The sequence below is a fragment of the Pseudomonas gorinensis genome, from assembly GCF_042015035.1.
Taxonomy (GTDB): domain Bacteria; phylum Pseudomonadota; class Gammaproteobacteria; order Pseudomonadales; family Pseudomonadaceae; genus Aquipseudomonas; species Aquipseudomonas gorinensis.
Genome location: NZ_CP167125.1, coordinates 3,150,090 through 3,173,644 on the forward strand (window position 1 = coordinate 3,150,090; position 23,555 = coordinate 3,173,644).

Genomic DNA, 23,555 nt, shown 5'->3' on the forward strand with positions numbered 1-23,555 from the left:
ATCAGGGCGCCATGGCGATGCGGTAGCGCTCGTCAAAGTCATCTGCCAGTTGCGCCAATGTCACATCGCCCAAGCGCGCCAGCAACAAGGCCTGGGCCTGGTCGAACGCGTCGGTCAGCGCCGCGTTTACCGCCTGCTCCACCAGGCATTGCGGGTGATCGGTGGATAGGCCGATGGCAAAGATCGACGGCGTGCCCAGCGCGTTGTGAATATCCAGCAAGGTGATTTCACTCAAGGGCTTGCCCAGGGTCCAGCCACCCTGATGGCCTTTTTCCGAACGCACATAGCCCTTTTCCTTGAGCAGCCCCAGCGTGCGTCGCACCACCACCGGGTTGGTGCCGAGCATCTGCGCGATGGTCTCCGAGGTGGCGCGCGCTTCATGGCGGCCCATATGGATCAGCACATGCAGCATGCGCGAGAGGCGGGTGTCATTTCTCATCAAAAACCCTCAAGTCGATTCGGTCGGGAGTATCGTTCGTAACCTAAAAAGTTGCGAGACACTTGACGCGGTATTTTTACGTAACTTATGGTGTGTCGTGAAAGCGCACGGACCACCGCGCGCGCCAACACGGGGTCACTTCCATGATGCACGACGTCATTATCGTGGGCGGCAGCTACGCCGGCCTGTCAGCGGGCCTGCAACTGGCGCGGGCGCGGCGCAAGGTGCTGGTGATTGATGCGGGGCTGCGGCGCAATCGGTTTGCGGCGACCTCCCACGGCTTTCTCGGCCAGGACGGCCAGGCGCCCGGGATTATCGCCGCCGAAGGTCGCAGCCAGTTGATGGAGTACCCGACGGTCACCTGGGTGCAGGACAGCGTGGTCCAGGCGGAGGCGGAGCAGGGCGGTTTCAGCGTGCGCACCCAATGCAATGGGGGGTTCCAGGCCAAGCGGCTGATCCTGGCCACCGGGGTGGTGGATGAATTGCCCGGCATTGACGGCTTGCAGGAGCGCTGGGGCAAGCGGGTGTTCCATTGCCCTTATTGCCATGGCTATGAGCTGGGCCAAGGGCGCATCGGCGTGTTGGCCACCTCGCCGCTGGCGATGCACCATGCCCTGATGTTGCCGGACTGGGGCAGCACCACCTTGTTCACCAATGGCGTGTTCACGCCGAATGCCGAGCAACAGGCGCAGTTGGACCGGCGTGGTGTCAGCGTGGAAAGCGCAGCCGTGACGCGCATCAGCGGTGAGCGTGCCGACCTGGAACTGGCTGACGGCCGAATCGTGCAGTTGGATGGGGTGTTCACAATGTCGCGGACCCGGCTCAGCCCGTTGGCCGAACGACTGGGCTGCGGGCGCGTCGACGGCCCCACCGGTCCTTACCTGCACACTGACGAAACCCGCCAGACCTCCGTGGCCGGCGTGTTTGCCTGTGGCGATGCGTCACTGGCCGCCGGTTCCGTGGCGTTGGCGGTGGCCGAGGGCGTGCGCGCCGGGGTGGGCGCGCACTTCTCGTTGATCAACGGTTGACGCCACTCGGGCTGTCACTTTTTCGCGGGCATCGGCTCAGCGCACCAGGCAGGGGCGTTTGTTATCGAAGCTCCAGCCGGGAATCATGAACTGCATGGCGACGCTGTCATTGCGCGCGCCCAGGCCCATGCCCTTGTAGCGTTCGTGGGCGTGGGCCACGGCGTCCATGTCGATCTCCACCCCCAGGCCCGGCTTGGCGGGCACCTGGATATGGCCGTCGACAATCTGTAGCGGCGCCTTGGTCAGTCGTTGGCCGTCCTGCCAGATCCAGTGGGTGTCGATCGCGGTGATATCGCCCGGTGCGGCGGCGGCCACCTGGGTGAACATTGCCAGGGAAATATCGAAGTGATTGTTGGAGTGCGAGCCCCAGGTCAGGCCCCATTCATGGCACATCTGCGCCACGCGCACCGAGCCTTGCATCGTCCAGAAGTGCGGGTCGGCGAGGGGGATGTCCACCGATTGCAGCTGGATCGCGTGGCCCATCTCGCGCCAGTCGGTGGCGATCATGTTGGTGGCGGTCGGCAGGCCGGTGGCGCGGCGGAATTCGGCCATGACTTCGCGCCCCGAGTAGCCGTTTTCCGCGCCGCACGGGTCTTCGGCATAGGCCAGCACGTGATGCTGGTCGCGGCACAGGGCGATGGCTTCCTTGAGGGACCAGGCGCCATTCGGGTCGAGGGTGATGCGTGCGTCGGGGAAGCGCTCGGCCAGCGCGGTGACCGCTTCGATTTCTTCGGCGCCACGCAGCACGCCGCCCTTGAGCTTGAAGTCGTTGAAGCCGTACTGGGCCTGGGCGGCTTCGGCCAGGCGCACGATGGCATCCGGGGTCATGGCCGGTTCGTGACGCAGGCGGAACCAGTCGTCCGCGTCGGCTTCGCTGCGGTAGGCCAGGTCGGTCTGGTGGCGGTCGCCGATGTAGAACAGGTAGCCGAGCATCTTCACTGCATCGCGTTGCTGGCCTTCGCCCAGCAACGCCGCTACCGGCACTTCGAGGAACTGGCCGAGCAGGTCGAGCAGTGCGGCTTCCATGGCGGTAACGGCATGGATGGTGATGCGCAGGTCAAAGGTTTGCAGGCCGCGCCCACCGCTGTCGCGGGCGGCAAAGGTGCGGCGCATGGCATTGAGGATGGCCTGGTACTGGCCGATCGGCTTGCCGATCACCAGGCTGCGCGCGTCTTCCAGGGTTTCGCGGATGCGTTCGCCCCCCGGTACTTCGCCCACGCCGATATGCCCGGCGCTGTCCTTGAGGATCACGATGTTGCGCGTGAAAAACGGCCCATGGGCGCCGCTGAGGTTGAGCAGCATGCTGTCATGGCCGGCCACCGGGATCACGTCCAGGTGGGTGACGACCGGAGCGTGGCGGGCGTGGTGCTGATGTTCTGTGTTCATGAAAACGCTTCCTTATTTGCTCAAGACGGGGGCAGGGTGCGGCACGCTGGGGGTGTGGGCGCCGGGCAGGGTCTTGGCGAAAAACACCAGGATCGCGGCGAGGATCGAGGTGCCGGCCAGCCCATATAAACCGCCCTGGATCGACCCGGTGGTCTGTTCCAGGAAACCGAAGGTCGTGGGCGCGACAAACCCGCCAAGGTTGCCAATCGAGTTGATCAACGCAATCACTGCCGCCGCGATGCGTGCATCCAGGTAACCCTGGGGGATCGGCCAGAACAGTGACGACGCCGACTTGAAGCCAATCGCCGCAAAACAGATGGCGACAAACGCAAAGATCGGTCCGCCGGTGGTGGAGAAAAACATGCCCGCCGCTGCAATCAACAGCGCCGTGGCTACCCACGCCTGCTGGTGCTTGTACTTGCCGGCCAGCGCCGCGAATGAGTACATGGCGATGATCGAGATCAGCCAGGGGATGGAGTTGTAGAAGCCCACCTGGATATCACTCAGGTCGCCCATTTTCTTGATGATGCTCGGCAGCCAGAAGGTGGCGGCATAGATGGTCAGCTGGATGCAGAAATACAGCGCGCAGAACAGCATGATCTGGCGGTCTTTGAGCAGCTTGCCCAGGCTCGGCTTGACCGTGGTGGCGGCGTCACGCTCGCGTTGTTCGCGCTCGATTTCGCCCACCAGTGCGTCCTGTTCCTCGCGGCTGAGCCACTTGGCGTCGTGGGGCTTGGAGTCGAGCCAGAACCACACGAAAAAGCACAGCAGCACCGAGGCCATGCCTTCGATGATGTACATCCATTGCCAGCCATGCAGGCCCAGCCCGGTGATTTGCAGCAGCACGCCGGACAGCGGGCCGGAGATCAGCGAAGCCAGGGCCGAGCCGCTGAGGAAGATCGCAATCGCCTTGCCGCGCTCCACCCCAGGCAACCAGCGGGTGAAGTAGTAGATCACCCCCGGAAAGAACCCGGCCTCGGCCACCCCCAGCAGAAAACGCAGGATGTAGAAGTGGGTTTCGTTCTGGATAAAGGCCATCAGGGTTGCGGTGATGCCCCAGGTGAACATGATGCGGGTCAGCCAGATACGCGCGCCGACTTTTTGCAGCAGCAGGTTGGAGGGGACTTCGAACAAGGCATAGCCGATAAAGAACAAGCCGGCACCGAAACCATAGGCGGCCGCGCCGATGCCCAGGTCGTGTTCCATGTGGGTGCGCACGAAGCCGATATTGACGCGATCGATGTAGTTGACGATGAACATGATCACGAACAGTGGGAGCACATGGCTCTTCACTTTCTTGATCGCGCGGGCCAGGACGGGGTCGAGGGCAGGCGCAGCTGTCGCAGGGCTGGAAGGGGTCACGAGGTAGAACTCCCACTGATTATTGTTGTGCGGGGATGGGTTCAGGGGTTGTCGGAGAGGTCTGACAACTTGATAGACATCATACAACTTGAATTTTCAGTGTGGCAACGTAAATTTCAGTTGTCTGCACGCTGTGTGGAAGCCGGTTTCCCTCGAATAACATCGATATTGCGGGAGGTATGCGCTGCGGGACTTTCCCCGCAGGCAAGTCGGTCCGGTAAAAAAACGCAGCATCGCAAAGGATAAGTTTGTTTGTTGTCATACAAGTTGGTGGCGATCGAGGGTGTTAGTATTGGCCGAGTCCCATGCATGGAATGACCGATGCTCAACAACCCCCCTCGCAAGCGCTCCCAGGGCCTGGCCCATGACATCGTCACCGCGCTGACCCAGCGCATCCTGCTTGGCCAAATGCTGCCGGGCGAGAGGTTGCCCTCCGAATCCGCCATCGTCGGCGAGTACGGCGTCAGCCGCACGGTCGTGCGCGAGGCATTGTCGAAACTGCAGGCGGCCGGGCTGGTGGAAACCCGGCATGGCGTGGGCACATTTGTGCTGGCGCGCGACGAGCGCCAGGGCCTGCACCTGACCCATGACACCGCCGTCAGCGTGCGCGGCATCCTCGAATTGCGCATGGGCCTGGAAACCCAGGCCGCCGCCCTGGCCGCCTTGCGCCGCAGCGACGCGCAATTGCAGCAGATGCGCCAGGCCCTCGACGATTACCAGGACTCACTCGGCAACCAGGACAGCAGCAGCGTCGAGCCCGATGTGCGTTTTCACCAATTGATCGCCCAGGCCACCGGCAACACCTACTTCACCGACGTGATCCAGCACCTGGGCAATTCAGTGATTCCGCGTGCGCGCATCAATGCCCAGGAGCGCGGCGATGCGGACTTGATGAAGCTGGGGCAGTTGGCCAACCTGGAACATGAGGCGATCCTCAACGCCATCCGCCGCCAGGACCCTGACGCGGCACGCGCGGCGATGCTGCTGCATTTGAGCAACAGCCTGGCGCGCATGACCGGCGAGTAAGCCAGTGTGCAGCCCGGTCCCCATGCTCACTCCAGTTGAATGGCCGCGCGTCCGTCACGTCGAGGGTGCGTCTACCAACTGCTGAAAGAGCGGTGTCAGCAAGTCAATCAACACCTGCGGGTCAGCCTTGACCAGTGCCGACAACGCCAGTTGCTGGCGCATCACCTGAAAACCCGCCACCAGCGCCATCGCCAGCGCCGCGCGTTCTTGCGCGTGCGCGCCCTTGAGCGTCGCGGCCATGCTCGGCTGTTGGCTGTTTTCCAGCTGCGCGCGGCCAATCGCCGCTGCGCGTGGGCTCGACGCCGAATGCAGCAGGAGCAGCCAACCTTCCAGCGACGCGCTGCTGTCGTCGCTGATGCTCACCAGTGCCGTCGCCAGGGTGCGCCCGAGGTTGTCCGCACGCAGATGACCGTCGGCGGGAATAAGCGGGCGGGCCAGGGTGTCGGCGACAACGTCGGCGAACAACTGCTCCTTGGAACTGAAGTAGCGGTCGACCAGCGCCGTGGTCAGGCCCGCGCCGACGGCGATGTCGTGCACGGTAGCGGCGTCATAGCCCGAGCGGGCGAACACCTTGCGCGCAGACAGCAAAATGGCGTCGCGGGTGACGGCGGCATCGCGCCGGCGAGGAATCGGGTTTGGCATTGGCATCCTGACGTGGCTGGGATCGGTCGGCGCACAGTGGGGGCGCGGCGACAGGGTACAGGGTCTATTTACCGTCAAGGAAGCCCAACCGGGGCGCATTTGAGGCGCCAGGGTCATTTTGTTCAATACCGCGTTGGCCTGGCCCTTTACCGTGAAGTCATCTTCGCTTGGCATGACAAAAAGGAACTGCAATGAGCTTGATCATTTCCATGGCGGCCTTCGCTCTGGCTACCTCCATCACCCCGGGCCCGGTCAATGTGGTTGCGCTCAGTTCAGGCGCGCGCTTCGGGTTTGCCGCCAGCCAGAAACACGTGTTCGGCGCCGCCACAGGTTTTACGTTGCTACTGGTGCTGATCGGCCTGGGGCTGCATGAAGTCCTGGTGCGCTGGCCGATCCTGACTCAGTTGATCCAGTGGGGCGGGGTGGCCTTCCTGTTGTACATGGCGTGGAAGCTGGCGGTGGACGATGGCCGGCTGGACGCCGACGGCTCGGCCACCGCGCCGTCGATGCTCTATGGCGCGATCATGCAATGGCTCAACCCGAAAGCCTGGCTGGCCTGCGTGGCGGGGATGGGCTTGTTTGTCGCCGATGGCGACGCCCGGCAAGTGTGGTTGTTTGCCGGGCTCTACCTGGTGATCTGCTACCTGTCGGTAGCGTGCTGGGCCTATGCCGGTACGTTCTTGCGCCGCTACCTCGGCAACCCGCACGGCGTGCGCCTGTTCAACCGCTCAATGGCCGCGTTGCTGGTGGCCAGTGTGGGTTATTTGCTGATGGCTTGAGCAAGTCGCGGTACTGCCCGGGCGTGGCCGCGAAATGCTGTTTGAAGGTGCGCTGGAAATGCGCCTGGTCGGCAAAGCCGGCAGCCAAGGCCACATCGGCGATCAACTCACCCTTGCGCAATTGGGTACGGGCAAACTGGATGCGCCGGTTCACCAGGAAGGCATGGGGCGTCAGCCCGTAATACTGCTTGAAGGCGCGGATCAGGTAAGACGGCGACAGCTCGGCGGCCAGGCAGATGTCTTCCAGTTTCAAGGCCTCGGTGCAGTGCGTGCGGATGTACTCGGCGGCCCGCTCCAGCTTGTGGTTGACCTCCCGCACGGGGGCCGGCGAAGGGTTCAGGCGCTGTTGCACTTCCGTGAAGTAACTCACCAGCACGCTCTGTTTGTGCAGCAATTCGGCCTGCTCATCCAGCAGCACCTGGTACAGCTCGATCAGGCCCTTGTACAGCACCGGGTCGCGGGTGTGCGGCGCACTGAACGGGCGATACCCCTGGTCGGTACTGAACCCCAGTTGGTATTGCAGGTCGGTCAGCCACGGGGTGTCGAGGTAGAGCATGTGATACGACCAGGGCTGGTCATGGATCGGGTTGCACGCGTGCACATCGCCGGGGTTCATCAACACCACGGTGCCGGCGCTGATCTGGAAGGTCTGCGCGCCATAGTGGTAATAGCTGCGCCCGGTGGTGATCGCACCGATGGAAAAATGCTCGTGGGAGTGGCGGGTGTAGGTGACCTTGCGCCCGTCGGCAATGGTCCGCGCTTCGATGAACGGCAGACGCTCGTCACGCCAGAAGCGCGGTGCTTGCGCCGGGTGGGTGGTGGTGTTCAGCGACATGGCGGTGGCTCCATCCCTCGAGAGATCGAGAGGCGATGATTACACAGCCCGGCGAGGCACCGCCATGGTTGTCAGTGTTCGGGCGCGATGGTTATTCAAGAAAACAAAAGTGCTGTCGATAGGATCTCATCGCCCACAAGGACCGTTACCCGATGAAACTGCTGAAACTTGCCGCCGTATTGACCTTGCCACTGCTCGGCGCCTGCTCCGACTACCACTACAAAAACTACCAGGGCGACTGGGCCCCGGAAAAACTCCACCCCGTCGACCTGTCCAACGGCGCCCCCAACCCCGCGCTGGTGTACTTCGATACCTGGCGCGAACGTGAACTGGGCGTGCCATTTCACCGCCTGGCCTTGGCGTTCGAAGTCGATGGTGTGTCCTTGCCCGGCGCTGGCCGTCACTCGATCCTCAACGTGACCGGCGAACAGGCGCTGAAGCTCAGCCCTGGCAAACATTCGCTGCGCTGGTGCAACGTGTCGATGAATGCCCTGGGCACTGGCGGTGCGTTCTGTAATGAAGGCGCCGACGACGTGGAGTTCAAGGCCGGGCAGCGTTATGTGGTGACCTACCGCCTGAGTGCAAGCACCCAGGGGGTCGGGCCCAACTACAGTACCCAGTACCACACCTATTCCAGCATCCGGAACCTGGCCACCCAGGAAATCATCTACCCGCCTGCCGGTACGGGGACGTTAATCTCTAACCCGTAAAAACCTTACTACTCAGCCTTGCCGGTGAATGAGGTGAATGAGCCCCACAATAGGCGCGAACGTGTTCGCGCCTACAAAAAACTATCCCGTATCGAGCCCATGCCGCAATGACCTACCTGATCCGCGACGCCATTCCCCAGGATGCCCTGTGTATCGGCGTGCTGGGCATGCAGGTCTTCCTCGACACCTATGCCACCGAAGGTATACGGACTTCCATCGCCACCGAAGCGCTGCAAGCCTTTGCGCCGCAGACCATCGCACGGCTGATCAGCGAGCCGGGGATTGCGCTGGTGGTGGCTGAATCCGGCGGTCACCTCGTCGGCTTTGCCCAACTCAAGTTACGCGCCGGCCACCCGCTGATTCCAGGGCCCGACGTGGCCGAACTGCAACGCCTGTACATCCAGGAACGCTTTACCGGCCGGGGCATCGGCTATCAACTGCTGCAAGCGGCGGAAGAACGTGCGCGGCTGGGGGGCGCGACGTTAGTGTGGGCGACGGTGTGGGTGGGTAATGAGCGGGCGCTGGGGTTTTACCCTCGGCGCGGGTACGAGCTGCTCGGTTCGCCGACGTATACCTTCCAGGGCGAAACCCATGAGAACCGGTTGTTCGGTAAAGCCCTGACGATCACAGCGCTTTAGACAGAAACACCCGGCTGCTAATCCGAGTCCTGGACATCAAGGCATTCCGAGTCAACTCGTGGTGCCTGGCTGGATGCTGCAAACGGGATTGGTTTCATGGGGCTCCATTAAAAAGCCATCACCATCTCATGCCACGCCATCCCGCCGTGATCCGAGGGCGAAGGCTGCACATAGCGGTAGCCCATGCGCGTGTACAACGGCACATGGCGCTCCTTGCACATCAGGTGAATGGTCTGCTTGCCCATGGCCCGCATACGTTGCACAAATTCGGTCATCAGCAGCGTGGAATAGCCCTTGCCCTGATGCGCCGGGTCGACCACCACCGACATGATCACCACATTCGGCGCCTCGGGCGAATGGCCCACCAGCTCCTTGAACGCCTCGTCCGACATCACCACCTGATGGGCGCAGCCACAATTGATAAAACCCACCACCTCGCCAGCGGCCTCCAGGATCAAAAAACCTTGCGGGTATTGCGCAATACGCGTGGCGATCTTCTCCAGCGTCGCGGCTTCGTCGCCCTCATAGGCGCTGATTTCGATATCAAAGCAACGGGCGGCGTCGGCGGGCAGGGCGTTGCGGAAGGTGAGGGCGGGCATGGTTTTTCCTGAGGCGTTTAGCGAAAGGCCACATCATAGCGGTGCGCCAATACCGCCGCCATCGCGGCCTGGATGGGCATTCTTCACTCTACCGGCGGTAAAGCGCTGCTATTGCAATGGCACATAAATATCGGTCTGCCATTGATCCTGCGGTGTTTCGGGGAAGATGCTCAGGTACTCGAAAAACAATGGCTGGTCTCGAAGCTCTTCGCCGCTGCCAGGGAGCCAGTCACGATAGATCGGATAGATCGACTCTGCGATGTGATCCGGCGAACCCACATGACGCACCACCACACAGCGCCCACCCGGGATGACGCGCTCAGTGACGCCGAACGCATTTGCTGCCAGCGGCGCGTGGATCTCGCCGCAAATGGCAAACCGGAACTCATCGGCCGGGGTGGTATCAGGATTGCCGAAAGGAATACCGAAGCTGCGACTGGAAGCCACCGGCGATTGCCCGCTCTGCATGCGCCAGGCGATGAATGACTGCACGCTTTCATCCACGCGCTCTGGGTCGCCGAGGTGCTCTAATGCAGCAACCCTGACGGAATGAAACTCAACTATTCGTACCTGCATGATGATGCTCCTGGAAAAATGAGGGACGCTGAACACCCCACGCCAGACCTGCCAATTCGGCCGCTTTCTGAATGCGCTCGGCGCCATGCCGAACGCTCGCCTGAACGCCCTGGAAAAGGCTTCTGGGCTTTCAAAGCCCGCCCCCGATGCGGCCTCCAGCACCGAATAGTCAGCGCGGGAAGACAAGTCATGCGCCGCGCGTCGTAGACGCATCAGCTGCACATAGCGCGCAACGGGCAGGCCCACAAACGCGGTGAACTGCCGATGGAAGTGAAACGCCGAAAAATACGCCACTTGGCTCAGCGTCTTCACCGACAAGTCGCCTTCAAGATTCGCGTCGATATAGGCGAGTACGGCGTCGAAGCGTTTTGTGTAGGCGGCGTTGCCTGGCAAGTCAGACACGGGTTGGAAACTCCGGGATGTGCGCTGGACGATAGGATCGACTATACCCACATGCCTGCGCCTAGCCGTACTTGCTCAAGTGTATAGACCAGCGGACTCACCGACGTGCGCGGTGCCGGCCATGGCCATATGGCCATATAGTTGCAGCCTGAACGACAGCTCCCGGCACATAGATCAAGCCGGATGGCTGAGAACTACCGGAGCCATGATCACTCCTGGCGCTCAGTGAGCTTTTTTTGCTCTTGCTTGAATTGCTCATGCCAGCGCACCAACGCATCAGCCCCATCCGATGCCTGCGCGGCCAGTGGAGTCGACACGATCGTGCCGAAAAGCGCCCAAATAAGAAGTTGCTTCATTTCATCTCACCCTGGTTGTTTGAACTGAAACGGGTGCGGATATCCGCGTTTCCCGTCCAGCCAGCGCCGCATGATCGGTTGAGTCTCGCCGTCGGCAATGGCCTTGATGAGGATGGTAGGGACTGCTGGGGCTTGCCGATATTGAGTATGCTGCCAAGATATAATCAAATTCGGACAACTGAGGCGGGGCCCCGGTTGATCAATTCGAACGGGACAGTTTCGAGCCGCCCGCGGTGGCGTTGAGGCTGGGGAGTCAGCGAAACGACACGGAATTTCCTGCCCATACGCACCGCAAGGTCACCGGGTCGTAGTTTGATTGGCGGAGAATTCCACCGCGAAACATGTGTAAACGCTGTACAACCCTCCGCCGGACCAATAAGATGAGAAGCGTTATCATTCACGCCTCGCGAGCCTCACATGCAGGATGCCAGCCCAATATCGTCCGTCGAACAGTTGTACGAGAATCATCACGGCTGGCTGCAGGGCTGGCTGAACCGGCGATTGGGGCAGAGTGCCGATGCCGAGGACCTGGCCCACGACACATTCATCCGCGTGCTGCGCGCGCCTCAGCAGGTGCGCGAGTTGCGCCAGCCCATGGCGTTTCTCGCAGCGATTGCCAATGGACTGCTGATCAATCGCTGGCGCCGCCAGGAGATTGAGCGGGCTTATCTTGAAGCGTTGGCTGCTCGACCCGAAGGGGTGGAATCGTCACCCGAGGCCCGCTATCTGGTGATCGAAACCTTGTTGCAGCTTGACTCGTTGCTGATTGGCCTGCCTGCGCGCATACGACAGGTTTTCTTCATGTCTCAGCTCGACGGCCTGACGTATCCACAGATCGCCGCGCAGTTGGGGCTGACCGTGGCTCAAGTGCAAAGGGCCATGGGTAAAGCCTTCAGTGTTTGCTATGCGAGCCGTTTCGAATGAGGTCCGACATTAGTCCGCAGGTGCGCGATACCGCCATTGATTGGCTTGTCAGGATGCAGTCCGGGCTTATGAATGCGCCTGATCTGGAGGCGTTGCGGTGTTGGCGCGAGGCGAGTGATGAGCATGAACACGCCTGGCAACGTGTCGCCAGCTTGCCGTTGTTGCAGCAGCCTGGCGCAAATCTTTTGCGCGACGCCACCGCGCGCAGGGCACTGGAATCGGCCGGGCCGGACATGCAGAAACGTCGGCAGGTACTCAAGCGCCTGTTGATCCTGGGGGCGGTTGGCGGGGTTGCCTGGCAAGGCGCGGGCTCCACGCCGGTGCGCGCCGCACTGGCGAACTACCGCACAGGAACGGGCGAGCGTCACCAGTGGACCCTGGTTGATGGCAGCTCGCTGTGGCTAAACACGGCCAGCGCCGTGAACCTGGATTTTACCGACCAAGTGCGGCGCATCCAGATGATCGAGGGTGAGTTGGCCTTGCGTGTTCGGGCAGAGTCGCGCTCGCTGCAACTGATCACGCCGGACGCGATCCTGCAGAGTCGCGACGCGTATTTGCAGGTGCGCCATGATCGGCAGGGCACACAGGTGACGGTACTGGAAGGCCAGGTGCAGGTGCACTCACGAGGCCAACAAGCGCCATCCTCGTTCGAGGCTGGATGGCAGGCACGGGTGGACCGCTTCGGGATTGGCGTGCCAAACCGCGCCGATCTCCTGGTCTCCCAGGCTTGGCTGCGCGGAGTGCTGCCGGCGGATCGCCTGCGCCTGGATGCCCTGGTGGCGGAACTCTCGCGTTACCGTCCCGGTGTTTTACGTTGCCATGAGCAGGTGTCAGGGTTACGCCTCACCGGCAGTTTTTCGCTGGATGACACCGATGCAGCATTGACGCTGGTCGCTCGCACGCTGCCGGTGCGTATCGAGCGCATGACCCGGTATTGGGTTTCGATCGTACCCGCCTGAATTATTTTTTCTGCTGCGCGATAGTTTTTTCAAACTCGCTTGGCCTATAGGGATCACCCACCCGCCAGAGGTGGGTCTTAACCCCTTAGGAGCCCCGTATGACTTCACCTTCCCGCGCCCTGCGTGCCCGTACGCTTGGACTGTTGTTGCTCAGCGTGCAACCGCTTTGCAGCCTTCCTGTCTTTGCCGCCGGTAGTTCGCAGCATTACAGCATCGACGCAGGCCCCCTGGATGCCGCGCTGTCACGGTTTGGCGCACAGGCGGGGATTACCATGGCGGGCAGCTCAACGCTGACGGCTGGCAAGAATACCCAGGGGCTGCAAGGCGATTTCAGTACTGAGGCCGGCTTGACGCAGCTCTTGCTCGGCTCGGGGCTGACCTATCAGCGCCAGGATGACGGTAGCCTGCTGCTGGTACCGAGCAGCAGCGACGTGCTGGAGTTGGCGCCGACCGCAATCAGTGGCACTGCGTACGACACCTCGCTGGGCCGCAACGATGGCATGGTCGCCAGCCGAACCATGAGTGCCAACAAGACCGATACGTCGATCATGGAAACGCCTCAATCGATCAGCGTGGTCACCCGTAAGCAGATCGATGCTCAGCAGCCACAAAGCATCGGGCAGGTGCTGCGCTACACGGCGGGGGTCAATGGTGAAGCCAACGGCGTCGATACCCGGCGCGACACGATCAGTATTCGTGGCTTTGACGCGACGACTGGCGGGGGTATCTATCGTGATGGCCTGCGCCAGTACAGCTTTGCCAACCAGAGCCGTGCCGTGGGTGAAGTCTATGGACTGGAGCGAGTGGAAGTCCTGCGCGGGCCATCGTCGGTGCTCTACGGTCAGAGCTCACCGGGCGGCATGGTCAACGTGATCAGCAAGCGTCCCACCGATGAGCCGCTCCATGAACTGGTGGTGCAGGCAGGCAGTTTTGATCGCAAGCAATTGGCGGCGGACTTCGGCGGGCCGCTTAGCGATGATGGCGTCTTGAGTTATCGCCTCACCGGGCTGTGGCGAGAGAGCGGTACGCAAATCGACTACGCCCGTGATGACCGTCAATTCATCGCCCCGGCAATCAGTTGGCGGCCCTCGGAAGACACCTCGCTGACGGTTCTGGCGTCATTTCAAAAAGACCGCAATGTGCTGGGCTACTACGCCTTGCCACGGGTAGGCACCCTCGACAGCTCGCGTTACGGACGGATCGCCACGGATCGTTTTGTCGGCGACCCTGACTTCGACAAATATGACGTAGAACAGTGGTCACTGGGGTATCAGTTTGAGCATCACCTCAATGATATCTGGACATTCCGCCAAAACGCCCGTTACAGCCGTTCCTATCAGGAACAGCGCACGATTTACCAATATGGCCTGGATGACGACCAGCGCACAGTGGGCCGCTTCGGTTATCTGGGCCACGAAGAGGTGAAGAATGCGCTGCTCGATAACCACTTCCAAGCCCAGTGGAACGTCGGCCGTTTCGAACATACAACCTTGGTCGGGATCGATTTGCAGCACGCCAGCACCAACCAGTTGGGGGGCGGCAACGTGGTTGATCCACTGGATATCTATGCGCCGGTCTATCACCAGGACTACAGCGACCTGGACGCCTTCTACGACATCAACCAGCGTCGCCAGCTTGACCAGGTGGGTGTGTATCTCTCGGAACAGCTCAAATTTGACGACCACTGGGTCTTCAATCTCGGTGGTCGCCAAGACTGGGCACGCTCGAAAACGATCCATTACGCCACCGATACGGCGGCAGACCTCAAGCAGCGCGATCACGCCTTCACGTGGCGGACCGGGGTGATGTACCTGGGAGACAACGGCGTGGCGCCCTATGCGAGCTATTCCGAGTCGTTTTTCCCTAACATCACGGCGGTGGCGCGTGACGGCAGTGCCTTCGAACCCGAAACCGGTCGCCAGTACGAAGTCGGGATCAAATTCCAGCCCAAGGGGAGTGACAGCTATGTGACCGTCTCGCTGTTCGACCTGACGCGACAAAACGTACTGACTGCCGATCCTGCCAACAATCGTTTCTCGGTGGCGACCGGAGAAATCCAGTCGCGTGGTATCGAACTGGAAAGCAAGGCGCAGTTGTCCGATGCTCTGGAGTTGATGGCCAACTACAGCTATTCACACCTTGAAATTACCCGCAGCAATACCGCCGATGAAAAAAGCAATCAACCTGGCAATACCCCTGAACAACTGGCCTCGCTGTGGTCGCAATACACCGTTCAGAGTGGTGCGCTATCGGGCTTGGCGATAGGAGGAGGGGTACGCTATGTCGGCCCCAGCTATATCGACTCGCAAAACAGCGAAGGCATTCCCCACTACACGCTGTTTGACGCCAGCCTAAGCTACGATCTGGGCAAGCTGTCTTCATCCTATGCAGGGGCGAAGCTCGCACTCAATGCGTCCAACCTGACCGACGAAACCTATGTTTCTCAGTGTGGCTACACCGGCGACAGTTGCAAATACGGGTATCGCCGAAATGTGACCGGGTCGTTGAGCTACAACTGGTAAGGCCTTGCGCTTGCTTGCGAAAGTTATCGATTGGTAATCGTCACCTTGGCGACCGGATCGGCAAGCAAGCGCAGTCGCCAGACAAGGACTCGATATGTGTATGCCTCTATTTCACCTGCGCTTGCTCCAACAGCCAATGCGCAAAGGCCTGGATGGGAGCGCGGCTTAGCTCAAGGGGGTCGGGTAACACGAGGCAGAACGTCTTGGCGATGTTCTTCTCCTGGGGCCATGGTGCAACCAGCCGGCCTTGCGCCAACTCTGCTTCCACGTACAGGCGCGGTACGAGTGCCACGCCGAGCCCCGCCAGTGCAGCCTCGATCAACATCGCGTGCAAATCGTAGCGCGCGCCCATCGCTGGGTTGCTCAGGACAATCCCGGTTTCCTGGGCATAGCGCTGCCACGCATCCGGGTTCTGTCGTCGGTGTAATCGCGGCAGTGAATCCAGAGCCGTTGCCTGCTCACCGGGATTCAGGAGAGCAGGGTGACAAACCGGAATTAATACTTCGTTCAACAGGCGGTGCGTGTGCATGCCTGTCCAGGCCGGATGCTCAAAATGGATGGCGGCATCAAAGCCACTCCCGGCAAGTACGAATGGCTCCATGCGTTCCGACAGGTGCACGCAGATATTCGGGTGTTGCGCGCAAAAGCCAGACAGCCTGGGAATTAGCCAGCGCAGGGCAAACGTTGGGCTGACGGCGATATCAAGGCTTGCGCCGTCGCTGGGCTGTCCCATCAGGTACTGGCTGTCCCTGTCGAGTCGGTCGAGGAGTTCGCGCACTTGGGCAGCGTAGCGCTCACCATTAGGTAAGAGCCGTACGCGGTTGCCAACGCGCTCGAATAGGGTGACGCCGAGAAAGGCTTCCAGGCGGCCTATCTGCCGACTGATGGCGCCTTCGGTCAGGGCCAATTCGTTTGCGGCACGGGCAAAACTGCCATGGCGGGCTGCTGTTTCAAAGGCTATCAAGGCAGCGTTACTCGGGAGCTTTCGACGCATGGGCTTTCCTGGTTCAAGTCAAAGCACCGATCTTGATGTTTAGTCACTGATGGGTGCCGAAAAGTCGTTTTATGGCTGCTTGGGGTGCCGCTAGCATGATGAAACATCAATAAGTGAAGTGCCATGATGATTTACACAGTCGAATGCAACTACGCCGATCCCGCCAGCGAAGCCGAGTGGAATGCGTTTTACAGCCTGGAAAAACTGCCCGCGTTGATCTCGGTGAGTGGTTTTAGCTCCTCACAGCGATTCAAAGCCTTGAGCGGCGATTGTCCGGCCTACTTGGCCCTGCATTCAGTCGACACGTTGGCCGTATTGCAGAGCGATGAGTACCGCCAAAAAGGGGGCGGCAACTTTTCCCGTTGGCAGTCGCACATCACTGATTGGAGACGCAACCTCTACGCCGGCCTGGACCGGGCAGTTGCCGTGGGCGCGGACGAATTCCTGTTGGTCAGTGAACAAGGCCCTCAAGTACTTATTGAGTCAGGCCTTACACCTATAGCGCTACACGCCGTCGCTTTGGACGGTACCCCTGCACACCGCTGGCTGGCCAAACTGGATTGCGCTCAGGCCAGGGCCATCGATCTGCCGGGACTGAATGTCTATCGTGCAATGACTGCGCAGTTACAGTCATGAGTCACGTGGACCTACCTCGTGGGAGACTCCCCAGCCAGCAAATTGGCGATTATTCAATCACAGCCATCAGCGACGGCTACCTGGGTGCTAGCCTGGATTTTCTAGCCAACATCACACCTACGGAAGCGGCCCGGCTTCAGTTAGCCGCCGGGATCAGCAATCCAGCCTCAATCCATATCAATTGTTATCTGGTGCGTGGGCGTGGTCGCACGATTCTGATCGACGCCGGGGCCGGAGGCTTCAAACAATGGGGCGGCGAGTTACTGGCCAATCTTGCAGTGGCTGGCGTGAAGCCCGGCGAAATAGACACGATTCTGCTGACCCACGCGCACCCCGACCACATCGGTGGCTTGTTGAACGCAGTGGGAGAGATGGCGTTCGTCAATGCTGAGTTGGTTGTGCACGAGCGAGAGCTAATGTTCTGGGAGGACGATGGCCATCTTGGCCAGGCCAGTGAACGCGCCCGTGGAAACTTCCTGTTTGCACGAAGGGTGTTCGAGCGGTACCGGAAAAACCTGCGCCCGTTCACCGTCAATGACGTATTGCCAGGCATCAGCGCGATGCCGTTGCCTGGGCATACCGTCGGGCACTGCGGATACTGCTTCGAGTCCGGGGTGGGCAACCTGCTGGTGTGGGGCGATATCGTTCACTTTCCTCAGATTCAGATTGCCCGCCCCGATGTCACGATTGCATTCGACCAGGACCCGCTGCTATCGGCGGCCACGCGAACGAGAGTGCTGGATGTTGCCAGTTCAGACAACTTGATGGTTGCTGGCATGCACTTGGGCTCGCTTGGCTTTGCTCATATCAAGCGCTGCGGTAACCGCTACGTCATTGCTTACGAAACGTGAGCCAATCCTGCTTCATTTACGATGCTCGTTAAAGACAATGATTAGGAAAGACATGACCTTGCATCCCGAACCTGAATACAACAACAGCGCTATCACCGCCTTTCACGTTCCGGACTCCGCCGATACTGCTCGATGGACGGCCTGCGAAGATCCCAGAGTAAACGAGCGGCTCTCAATATTCCTCAGGACGGGGGGCGATGGATCGTGGGCAGGGTTGTGGCTGGACGACCACGATCAGCAGCGAATCGTCCATCTTGGCTCGGGCTCAGTGGTGTGACCCCAATTTTTATCCTCCGGAAACGCTTTCGGCCAAAGGCATTGACGATAGGCACTTGATCGCGAGGTGCCTAATCTAGGCTTCGAAGTCACGACAGGGAAAAGGATATGGCGGGAGGGAACATCATTTGCGGTACGTTCCAAAGTGCCGACAAATCGGGATCAGCCTTGGAGGCAGTGTTAGATGCACTCCCATTGCAGGCTTACGAACTGGTCGAGAATGTTAAACAGCAACTCGATACAGCAGACTTTGTCCTCCTGAATTCATAGAATAAGCGCAACGCTTGAAACGAGAGGCAGAGAGCCAGCCACCGGTAGAATCCAGGCTCTCACACCGAAGGATTCAAGCGCAGATGACTACGCATTACCGGCAGCTGACTCAGGGACAACGTTACCAGATTGAGGCTGGCTTGAGCGCCGCAGAGAGCCAGGCGAGCATTGCAAAGCGGGTCGGCGTGCATCCCTCGACGATCAGTCGCGAGGTTCGCCGCAACAGCACCCAGAATATCTACAAGGCTGTTTCTGCGGCCCATGAAAGTGATGCTCGTCGAGCGGGTGCGCGCAAGTTTTGCAAGCCGGCGACATGGCTCAGCCATCATCTCCCGGTGTGGCTCAAGCATGGCATGAGTCCGGAGCAGATCGCCCAGCGGTTGAAGCAGGAGCAGCCAAGCCGGGCGGTCAGCCATGAGTGGATTTATCGGTTCATTGCCGCCGAACAGCGCGCCGGTGGTGAGCTTTATACCTATCTGCGACATCGCCGAAAGCGCTACCGGAAACGCTATGGAAGCCACGATCGGCGCGGGCAGCTGCGTAATCGCGTGTCAATCAGTGAACGCCCAGCCGAGGTCGAAAGCCGCGAGCGCCTGGGGGACTGGGAGGGCGATACGGTACATGGACTGGGCGGTAACCTGGTGACCCTGGTTGATCGCAAAAGCGGCTATCTGAGCGCCTATCCGGTCAAGCGCAGAACGCGCCGGCAGGTAACGCGGGCGATCAATCTGATGCTTCAGGGCCATGCCGCTCACACGCTGACGCTGGATAACGGAAGGGAGTTTGCCGGGCATGAACGCATCGCGCTACGGAGCCAGTGCCAGGTCTTTTTTGCAGACCCCTATTCATCCTGGCAACGTGGCACCAATGAAAACACCAACGGTCTGCTCCGCCAGTATTTCCCCAAGGGCAGCGACTTCAGCAAGCTGACCGTCGAAGCCGTCAATCGGACAGTAGCGAGGATCAATCTACGCCCGCGCAAGCGCTTGGGCTGGAAGACGCCGTACGAAGTGCATACAGGGGTGAGCGTTGCACTTATGTGTTGAATTCAGGCCTCATAGATGTCGAACTGAATCGCCCCTGACTTCGTAGGCATTCGGAGTTACTGCTTTTGGCCGATTCTGTTGAAAAAGTCGGAGGCAGTTTTTGAGGCATCAAAGTACGCGTCGGAGTTTGAAATCTTGAATGTCCGCAGAGCTTTCAGGCTGAGATTTCACGTAGAAACGTGCTGAAGAGGCTCTTTAACCGGCCCATCCTGCTGTGTTCTGAAAAAACCGACTTTTTCAACAGAATCGGCTAAAAGCAGACCTTCCTTAAATCTTTAAACAGGTTTACAAACCAGATACCTTCACTAGTTTAGGCAAGACGGCATGACACTTTCCAAAGGCAGTATCATAAAGCTGATCACTATTGACCGAGCAGCGGTGGTACTCACGGACTGGTTGAACTCTCGGGAGGCGTCTCCTGGAGATATCGCCGTGGTGGAAAGGATTTCAATGGGGGAGGCTGGATGTACCGTTCTCTTGTTGTGCGAGCTAGAAGTAGGATTCCTTGAGTGGAGAGCGTCATATTTTGAGGCTGGGTTGACCTATGAGGTACTTAGTAGCAGTCCCACTGACGTCGCCTCTTGAATGTCTGCTCAGGGCCGATTTCTACCTGCCGCCACCGTCAGCTTTGGGTCGTTTTCAGCCGGTCACCACAGGCAGAAAACGGTCAGAAGCGGTCCTTTACAGCCCAGAAAAAAGTGAGACTCAGGCGGGTATGGGATATCGTTCTGACCTCGAAACCGACTTGTATTCATGGAGGAAAAATTGCGGTTTTACATTTTTGGTGCTTCGTGTGCATGACAATCCGAAATTTTCAGGACGCAACCGAGCGTGGCACGAGGCGTGGATAACAGAGCAAACGGCTACGGTCTTACGGTTTGACGGGATGAACAGTGCTGAAAAGATGGCTGCGAAGGTCACTCATGCGTTGTCGTAAGTATCGTAATAGCTCGAAACCGTGGCGGGCGAGGCACTACTTTAAACGCGCTCAAGCTTCAATCCAGCTACTGGAGTGACTAGAGGAAAATAGCAATGATCACCGAAAACTTAACGCCTGAACTCGCATATCTTGCAATGTATGAATTTCTTGTGGATATCTATCAGCGAACGAAGTCGGATGAGTTGGGCTCAATGTTGGGCAGTATGAGTTATCTTGCCGATGGCGAGACTGCCGATCCGACAATTTGGAAGGATTGGATGCTCTGCGTGACCAAAGTCTTAGCAGGTCAAGGCAGTGCTCAACTGAATTTGATCTAACAGTCACAACCGAAAACTCGATAACTACGAGATCAGGTCTTAGTTTTTTGAATCGCTCAGAATTTCGTAGACGCTTCTATGCCCTAAACCGAGGTACGTCAGAAGATTCATCCCACTGTTTTGATAAACACCATTGAGCGGCCGCTTCTGGCCAGAAGCGGTCATTCCGGAAGAAAAATAAATCTGTCACCGTTTCAGTCACCTTTTCACCGTTGCGCTTGACCCTATTCCCTCCTTGCGGCCACATACGCGTACTGATCCAAAAACAAGGAAGACTCTCAAATGCCCCGCCTGGTTTGGCTGCGTGACCATATGCAACACAGCGACACCCTGGCGCAGTGGCTGCATCAGCAGTTCGCATACGAGTTTGTTGAGCAGCCATTGGCCGATTGGCAACGCGAATTCGCGGAAGGCCAGGGCAACGGTGATTGGCAATGTCTGATCGCCCTAGAGAATGACCAGCTACTTGGCGGCGCTGCACTTGCCGCCAGCGACTTGCCCGAACGCCCGGAGCTGGGGCCCTGGTTAGCCTGCGTCTTTATCGCCCCGCAGGCAAGGAAGCGAGGGTTGGCGGAACAATTGATAGAAGGCATCTGCGACGCCGCAAAGGCCAACGGCACCACGCGGTTGTACTTGCACACCTATGATCGCAGCGACTACTACGCCAAGCGTGGATGGCAGGTGCAGGAGTTTTTTCGGGCGTGGGGTAAGGAACAGCGATTGATGCTGCGGGATCTTTGAACTCGCTCAGGTTTGCAGCATAAGATGGAGAGCAAACGCCTGGGAGCGCGGATGTTCGCAATAGGGACGAAAGGCTAGAAGCTGCTAATTCAGGAATGTCCGCCGCCAAAAGCAGTCATTGATAGATCCTATATGGCGGTAATTTAAGATTTGCGCCTTTACGCGTTAGTGATCTGCGCTCTAGCGCACTAACAGGGCTTTAGCTTTTCGATCTGCGCAGTGGAGTGCCAGAAAGGAAATCCAAATTTTATGTGGCCGGCGAAGTGTATGATTACGCCAGCTGTATACTTGAAGGTGATGATCTTTATGTTTGCGATGAGACGTCATGCGCGACGGAGAGCGCTTTAAGTAATTGCTTTAGGGAAATAAGCTTAATAGCCTTCGGCAGGAAGCTACTCATTAGCCTGCATCAGTTCCAGAGTGATATGATCTGGCCCGGTCACATATACAACTAGAGTTTCCTTGCGTGGGCCTGCGGGAATCGCTTGAGGCTTGCCTCTTGCTTTCCAGCCTGCTTGCTCAATGCGTTCGAGTACGGCGTATATGTCTTGCACTCTCAATGCCAAATGCGCTGAACCAATCGCTGATGCCGTAGGTGGAGTGATACCGTGGCGGTCACCCTGCGAATATTCCAGCAACTCTACTCGGCTGCCATCCGGGCCTTTGACTATCGCCGTTCGCACCCTCGGATCGGCGGTGCCGGTTACTTGCAAAATGAATGATCCGCCCATTTCCGACTGACGCTCAAGAGTGAACCCAAGTCCAATTGTCCAGAAGCGAATGGCTTCTTCCAATGAACTGACTGCGAAGCCAATATGATCGACGGCATGCACCATGTGGTTAGAATTCATCAAATGATCCTTTAAAGGTTCACGGGCCAAATAGGGAGGTGAGCTTGCGCATCCAGCTGTTACGGTGTTGGCGCCGGCGCCGAATTGACCCAGTTGCCGAGATATCACTGACCCGGGCAGCCCCCTCGCGCACCGCTACTTTTACTGGATTTGTATTGACTCGAGGGTGGGTTAAACCCACGTCAGCACGTGGGTCAATTCAGCGTTGGCGTTAACACATGCCACTCACATCATGGAGCTGGTCAACGCCTGATCAGGCAGATTTCGGCCAACTGCAGACATTGGATGAAGTTTGGTTAGGGAGCTGGCTTTAGGCCGTCCCTATTGAACGAAAAGACGCAAGCTAGTCGTCAAATACTTAGGGCCAATTCTTTCCGTAGTTCATTCAAAATAATTGAGGAGTTACTCACAACGTTATCACTGACAACCGGCTCCGCACCATGAATTATTGAGTTGCGAAGAGTTATTAGAGCCCGGATTTCTCCATATAGCGACTCGCTAATTTTTTCATTTCGGAAAAGCATTTCGGTTAGTTTTGCATTGGAAATATGGCGACGAGGTCGACTGGCGTATTCTATTGAAGATGTTGTTTGATATATTGAACCATACTTGGCGATGATTTCCTCAATTTGATTATAGTTTTTCAAGAATTCTTCAAGACTTCCTTTGTTAGTTTCCTCTCTTGCAGGGTCCACCTGGCTCTGAAGCTTCCTGCTTTCTCTTTCAATTCGTTTGGGTGATATGACCTCAAAAATAAAATAGGTCACGGCCAGCAACGTTATTATAAAAGCGGATTGAGCTGAATTTATAATTATCGTACTAAACGATGTTCCCGCGCCCTCGTATGATATAGCCAAGTTTGAGAGCAGCAAGGTAGCAACGGAAGATAGAGTTACAAATAGCAATAAAGTAAAGTATCTGCTTTTGAGGCTCTCTACAGCCTCAACTAAAGTTTCATCTTCAATCTCTTCGCGACTTAGCTCGTTGCGGAAAAATATGAAGCCTGTGAGAGTTAACCCATAGACCCCAGCTAAAACTTGCGCTGAAGTTGAAAATAGATAAAGAATTTGATTTTCGTTTAGTATTAATATTGGGTTATTTGCACCTACATAGCTTGTAGTTGCCGCCATAACAGCAAAGGCAATACCGAAAAATCCGATAATTTTTGTGGGCGTCCAGTAACTTTGCATTTGGCTCACTGCTAATATTGGCGATATAGGTGGGGTAAATTTTTGCGTCATTTGTTTCTAATGACGCTTATTGTTCTTGCTTCACTCCTTGATCCACGTGAGTGTCGTGCATAGCAATGCGGCACATAGCGGGGATGCAAAGGGGTTTGACGTCTGCGCACATTACGGAGTTACGGAATCGGTGTCTACGACCAGTCTAAGTCTTTGAGCTCAGTTTCTCGTCACCGGCAGCTATTGGCCAATTGTGTTGAAAAAGTCGG

General features: G+C 58.4%; 24 protein-coding genes and 1 pseudogene. 14 read left to right on the forward strand and 11 right to left on the reverse strand.

The window, feature by feature from the left end; genetic code table 11:
- Window position 1: 1 nt before the first annotated feature.
- Entirely contained in the window at window positions 2-439 is a 438-nt protein-coding gene (locus tag AB7933_RS14440) for an Rrf2 family transcriptional regulator (protein ID WP_024074931.1), read from the reverse strand.
- Window positions 440-582: 143 nt separating this feature from the next.
- On the opposite strand from AB7933_RS14440, the gene AB7933_RS14445 reads away from it, so the two are divergent.
- Window positions 583-1,467, forward strand: coding sequence for an NAD(P)/FAD-dependent oxidoreductase (locus AB7933_RS14445; protein WP_024074932.1), 885 nt, complete (start codon window positions 583-585; stop codon window positions 1,465-1,467).
- Window positions 1,468-1,503: 36 nt separating this feature from the next.
- Here the strand turns inward: AB7933_RS14445 and gudD are convergent, their stop codons facing one another.
- Window positions 1,504-2,853 (reverse strand): glucarate dehydratase, encoded by a 1,350-nt coding sequence (gene gudD, locus AB7933_RS14450; protein WP_024074933.1) that lies wholly within the window; start codon window positions 2,851-2,853, stop codon window positions 1,504-1,506.
- A gap of 12 nt (window positions 2,854-2,865) precedes the next feature.
- Window positions 2,866-4,215 (reverse strand): MFS transporter, encoded by a 1,350-nt coding sequence (locus AB7933_RS14455; RefSeq protein ID WP_024074934.1) that lies wholly within the window; start codon window positions 4,213-4,215, stop codon window positions 2,866-2,868.
- Between the two features lie 321 nt (window positions 4,216-4,536).
- On the opposite strand from AB7933_RS14455, the gene AB7933_RS14460 reads away from it, so the two are divergent.
- The gene (locus AB7933_RS14460; RefSeq protein ID WP_024074935.1) at window positions 4,537-5,241 is read left to right on the forward strand and encodes a FadR/GntR family transcriptional regulator; all 705 of its coding nucleotides are present in this window, start codon (window positions 4,537-4,539) and stop codon (window positions 5,239-5,241) included.
- 54 nt (window positions 5,242-5,295) lie between these two features.
- Here AB7933_RS14460 and AB7933_RS14465 read toward each other — a convergent pair whose 3' ends face one another.
- Window positions 5,296-5,883 (reverse strand): TetR/AcrR family transcriptional regulator, encoded by a 588-nt coding sequence (locus tag AB7933_RS14465; RefSeq protein ID WP_024074936.1) that lies wholly within the window; start codon window positions 5,881-5,883, stop codon window positions 5,296-5,298.
- Window positions 5,884-6,074: 191 nt separating this feature from the next.
- Here AB7933_RS14465 and AB7933_RS14470 point away from each other — a divergent pair, with 191 nt between their 5' ends.
- Window positions 6,075-6,662, forward strand: a complete 588-nt coding sequence (locus AB7933_RS14470; RefSeq protein WP_024074937.1) for a LysE family translocator — start codon at window positions 6,075-6,077, stop codon at window positions 6,660-6,662.
- On the opposite strand, the gene AB7933_RS14475 is transcribed toward AB7933_RS14470, so the two are convergent.
- Entirely contained in the window at window positions 6,604-7,497 is an 894-nt protein-coding gene (locus AB7933_RS14475; RefSeq protein WP_024074938.1) for an AraC family transcriptional regulator, read from the reverse strand. The two genes, AB7933_RS14470 and AB7933_RS14475, sit on opposite strands and share 59 nt — an antisense overlap.
- A gap of 152 nt (window positions 7,498-7,649) precedes the next feature.
- Between AB7933_RS14475 and AB7933_RS14480 the strand changes: the two genes are divergently transcribed.
- The gene (locus AB7933_RS14480; protein WP_024074939.1) at window positions 7,650-8,207 is read left to right on the forward strand and encodes a hypothetical protein; all 558 of its coding nucleotides are present in this window, start codon (window positions 7,650-7,652) and stop codon (window positions 8,205-8,207) included.
- 107 nt (window positions 8,208-8,314) lie between these two features.
- Window positions 8,315-8,845 carry a GNAT family N-acetyltransferase gene (locus AB7933_RS14485; protein WP_024074940.1) on the forward strand — a complete coding sequence of 177 codons (531 nt, stop codon included), beginning with the start codon at window positions 8,315-8,317 and terminating at the stop codon, window positions 8,843-8,845.
- A gap of 107 nt (window positions 8,846-8,952) precedes the next feature.
- Here AB7933_RS14485 and AB7933_RS14490 read toward each other — a convergent pair whose 3' ends face one another.
- The 3 genes from AB7933_RS14490 to AB7933_RS14500 all read right to left on the reverse strand — a co-directional run bounded on the left by AB7933_RS14490 (window position 8,953) and on the right by AB7933_RS14500 (window position 10,778).
- A complete protein-coding gene (locus tag AB7933_RS14490; RefSeq protein WP_024074941.1) occupies window positions 8,953-9,444 on the reverse strand; it encodes a GNAT family N-acetyltransferase in 492 nt (163 codons plus the stop codon).
- A gap of 108 nt (window positions 9,445-9,552) precedes the next feature.
- The gene (locus AB7933_RS14495; protein WP_024074942.1) at window positions 9,553-10,422 is read right to left on the reverse strand and encodes an AraC family transcriptional regulator; all 870 of its coding nucleotides are present in this window, start codon (window positions 10,420-10,422) and stop codon (window positions 9,553-9,555) included.
- Between the two features lie 209 nt (window positions 10,423-10,631).
- Window positions 10,632-10,778 carry a hypothetical protein gene (locus AB7933_RS14500; protein WP_024074943.1) on the reverse strand — a complete coding sequence of 49 codons (147 nt, stop codon included), beginning with the start codon at window positions 10,776-10,778 and terminating at the stop codon, window positions 10,632-10,634.
- 417 nt (window positions 10,779-11,195) lie between these two features.
- Between AB7933_RS14500 and AB7933_RS14505 the strand changes: the two genes are divergently transcribed.
- From AB7933_RS14505 to AB7933_RS14515, 3 genes are all read left to right on the forward strand, one after another.
- Complete coding sequence (locus AB7933_RS14505; RefSeq protein WP_024074944.1) at window positions 11,196-11,702, forward strand: sigma-70 family RNA polymerase sigma factor; 507 nt, start codon at window positions 11,196-11,198, stop codon at window positions 11,700-11,702.
- Window positions 11,699-12,661, forward strand: coding sequence for a FecR domain-containing protein (locus AB7933_RS14510; protein WP_041160911.1), 963 nt, complete (start codon window positions 11,699-11,701; stop codon window positions 12,659-12,661). The genes AB7933_RS14505 and AB7933_RS14510 overlap by 4 nt, the downstream gene beginning before the upstream one ends.
- A 98-nt stretch (window positions 12,662-12,759) precedes the next feature.
- A complete protein-coding gene (locus AB7933_RS14515; RefSeq protein WP_024074946.1) occupies window positions 12,760-15,183 on the forward strand; it encodes a TonB-dependent siderophore receptor in 2,424 nt (807 codons plus the stop codon).
- A 106-nt stretch (window positions 15,184-15,289) separates the two neighbouring features.
- Here AB7933_RS14515 and AB7933_RS14520 read toward each other — a convergent pair whose 3' ends face one another.
- Complete coding sequence (locus tag AB7933_RS14520) at window positions 15,290-16,177, reverse strand: LysR substrate-binding domain-containing protein (protein ID WP_024074947.1); 888 nt, start codon at window positions 16,175-16,177, stop codon at window positions 15,290-15,292.
- A gap of 126 nt (window positions 16,178-16,303) precedes the next feature.
- Here AB7933_RS14520 and AB7933_RS14525 point away from each other — a divergent pair, with 126 nt between their 5' ends.
- The 6 genes and pseudogenes from AB7933_RS14525 to AB7933_RS14550 all read left to right on the forward strand — a co-directional run bounded on the left by AB7933_RS14525 (window position 16,304) and on the right by AB7933_RS14550 (window position 21,254).
- On the forward strand, window positions 16,304-16,813 hold the full coding sequence (locus AB7933_RS14525) for a hypothetical protein (RefSeq protein ID WP_041161171.1): 510 nt from the start codon (window positions 16,304-16,306) through the stop codon (window positions 16,811-16,813).
- On the forward strand, window positions 16,810-17,664 hold the full coding sequence (locus AB7933_RS14530) for an MBL fold metallo-hydrolase (RefSeq protein ID WP_024074949.1): 855 nt from the start codon (window positions 16,810-16,812) through the stop codon (window positions 17,662-17,664). The genes AB7933_RS14525 and AB7933_RS14530 overlap by 4 nt, the downstream gene beginning before the upstream one ends.
- A gap of 629 nt (window positions 17,665-18,293) precedes the next feature.
- Window positions 18,294-19,256 (forward strand): IS30-like element ISPpu17 family transposase, encoded by a 963-nt coding sequence (locus AB7933_RS14535; RefSeq protein ID WP_004577240.1) that lies wholly within the window; start codon window positions 18,294-18,296, stop codon window positions 19,254-19,256.
- A 796-nt stretch (window positions 19,257-20,052) separates the two neighbouring features.
- A pseudogene (locus AB7933_RS14540) lies at window positions 20,053-20,193 on the forward strand (adenylate kinase); the annotation flags it as partial.
- A gap of 95 nt (window positions 20,194-20,288) precedes the next feature.
- Complete coding sequence (locus AB7933_RS14545; RefSeq protein ID WP_024074953.1) at window positions 20,289-20,513, forward strand: hypothetical protein; 225 nt, start codon at window positions 20,289-20,291, stop codon at window positions 20,511-20,513.
- 282 nt (window positions 20,514-20,795) lie between these two features.
- The gene (locus AB7933_RS14550; RefSeq protein ID WP_024074954.1) at window positions 20,796-21,254 is read left to right on the forward strand and encodes a GNAT family N-acetyltransferase; all 459 of its coding nucleotides are present in this window, start codon (window positions 20,796-20,798) and stop codon (window positions 21,252-21,254) included.
- 392 nt (window positions 21,255-21,646) lie between these two features.
- Here the strand turns inward: AB7933_RS14550 and AB7933_RS14555 are convergent, their stop codons facing one another.
- On the reverse strand, window positions 21,647-22,105 hold the full coding sequence (locus AB7933_RS14555; RefSeq protein WP_024074955.1) for a VOC family protein: 459 nt from the start codon (window positions 22,103-22,105) through the stop codon (window positions 21,647-21,649).
- 350 nt (window positions 22,106-22,455) lie between these two features.
- On the reverse strand, window positions 22,456-23,295 hold the full coding sequence (locus tag AB7933_RS14560) for a hypothetical protein (RefSeq protein WP_146016274.1): 840 nt from the start codon (window positions 23,293-23,295) through the stop codon (window positions 22,456-22,458).
- Window positions 23,296-23,555: the final 260 nt, after the last annotated feature.

Excerpts from the sequence above, each read along its gene's own strand:
- AB7933_RS14440 (WP_024074931.1), bottom strand. The coding sequence starts at position 439 with ATGAGAAATGACACCCGCCTCTCGCGCATGCTGCATGTGCTGATCCAT.
- AB7933_RS14445 (WP_024074932.1), top strand. The coding sequence starts at position 583 with ATGATGCACGACGTCATTATCGTGGGCGGCAGCTACGCCGGCCTGTCA.
- gudD (WP_024074933.1), bottom strand. The coding sequence starts at position 2,853 with ATGAACACAGAACATCAGCACCACGCCCGCCACGCTCCGGTCGTCACC.
- AB7933_RS14460 (WP_024074935.1), top strand. The coding sequence starts at position 4,537 with ATGCTCAACAACCCCCCTCGCAAGCGCTCCCAGGGCCTGGCCCATGAC.
- AB7933_RS14465 (WP_024074936.1), bottom strand. The coding sequence starts at position 5,883 with ATGCCAAACCCGATTCCTCGCCGGCGCGATGCCGCCGTCACCCGCGAC.
- AB7933_RS14470 (WP_024074937.1), top strand. The coding sequence starts at position 6,075 with ATGAGCTTGATCATTTCCATGGCGGCCTTCGCTCTGGCTACCTCCATC.
- AB7933_RS14475 (WP_024074938.1), bottom strand. The coding sequence starts at position 7,497 with ATGTCGCTGAACACCACCACCCACCCGGCGCAAGCACCGCGCTTCTGG.
- AB7933_RS14480 (WP_024074939.1), top strand. The coding sequence starts at position 7,650 with ATGAAACTGCTGAAACTTGCCGCCGTATTGACCTTGCCACTGCTCGGC.
- AB7933_RS14485 (WP_024074940.1), top strand. The coding sequence starts at position 8,315 with ATGACCTACCTGATCCGCGACGCCATTCCCCAGGATGCCCTGTGTATC.
- AB7933_RS14490 (WP_024074941.1), bottom strand. The coding sequence starts at position 9,444 with ATGCCCGCCCTCACCTTCCGCAACGCCCTGCCCGCCGACGCCGCCCGT.
- AB7933_RS14500 (WP_024074943.1), bottom strand. The coding sequence starts at position 10,778 with ATGAAGCAACTTCTTATTTGGGCGCTTTTCGGCACGATCGTGTCGACT.
- AB7933_RS14505 (WP_024074944.1), top strand. The coding sequence starts at position 11,196 with ATGCAGGATGCCAGCCCAATATCGTCCGTCGAACAGTTGTACGAGAAT.
- AB7933_RS14510 (WP_041160911.1), top strand. The coding sequence starts at position 11,699 with ATGAGGTCCGACATTAGTCCGCAGGTGCGCGATACCGCCATTGATTGG.
- AB7933_RS14515 (WP_024074946.1), top strand. The coding sequence starts at position 12,760 with ATGACTTCACCTTCCCGCGCCCTGCGTGCCCGTACGCTTGGACTGTTG.
- AB7933_RS14520 (WP_024074947.1), bottom strand. The coding sequence starts at position 16,177 with ATGCGTCGAAAGCTCCCGAGTAACGCTGCCTTGATAGCCTTTGAAACA.
- AB7933_RS14525 (WP_041161171.1), top strand. The coding sequence starts at position 16,304 with ATGATTTACACAGTCGAATGCAACTACGCCGATCCCGCCAGCGAAGCC.
- AB7933_RS14530 (WP_024074949.1), top strand. The coding sequence starts at position 16,810 with ATGAGTCACGTGGACCTACCTCGTGGGAGACTCCCCAGCCAGCAAATT.
- AB7933_RS14535 (WP_004577240.1), top strand. The coding sequence starts at position 18,294 with ATGACTACGCATTACCGGCAGCTGACTCAGGGACAACGTTACCAGATT.
- AB7933_RS14545 (WP_024074953.1), top strand. The coding sequence starts at position 20,289 with ATGATCACCGAAAACTTAACGCCTGAACTCGCATATCTTGCAATGTAT.
- AB7933_RS14550 (WP_024074954.1), top strand. The coding sequence starts at position 20,796 with ATGCCCCGCCTGGTTTGGCTGCGTGACCATATGCAACACAGCGACACC.
- AB7933_RS14555 (WP_024074955.1), bottom strand. The coding sequence starts at position 22,105 with ATGAATTCTAACCACATGGTGCATGCCGTCGATCATATTGGCTTCGCA.
- AB7933_RS14560 (WP_146016274.1), bottom strand. The coding sequence starts at position 23,295 with ATGCAAAGTTACTGGACGCCCACAAAAATTATCGGATTTTTCGGTATT.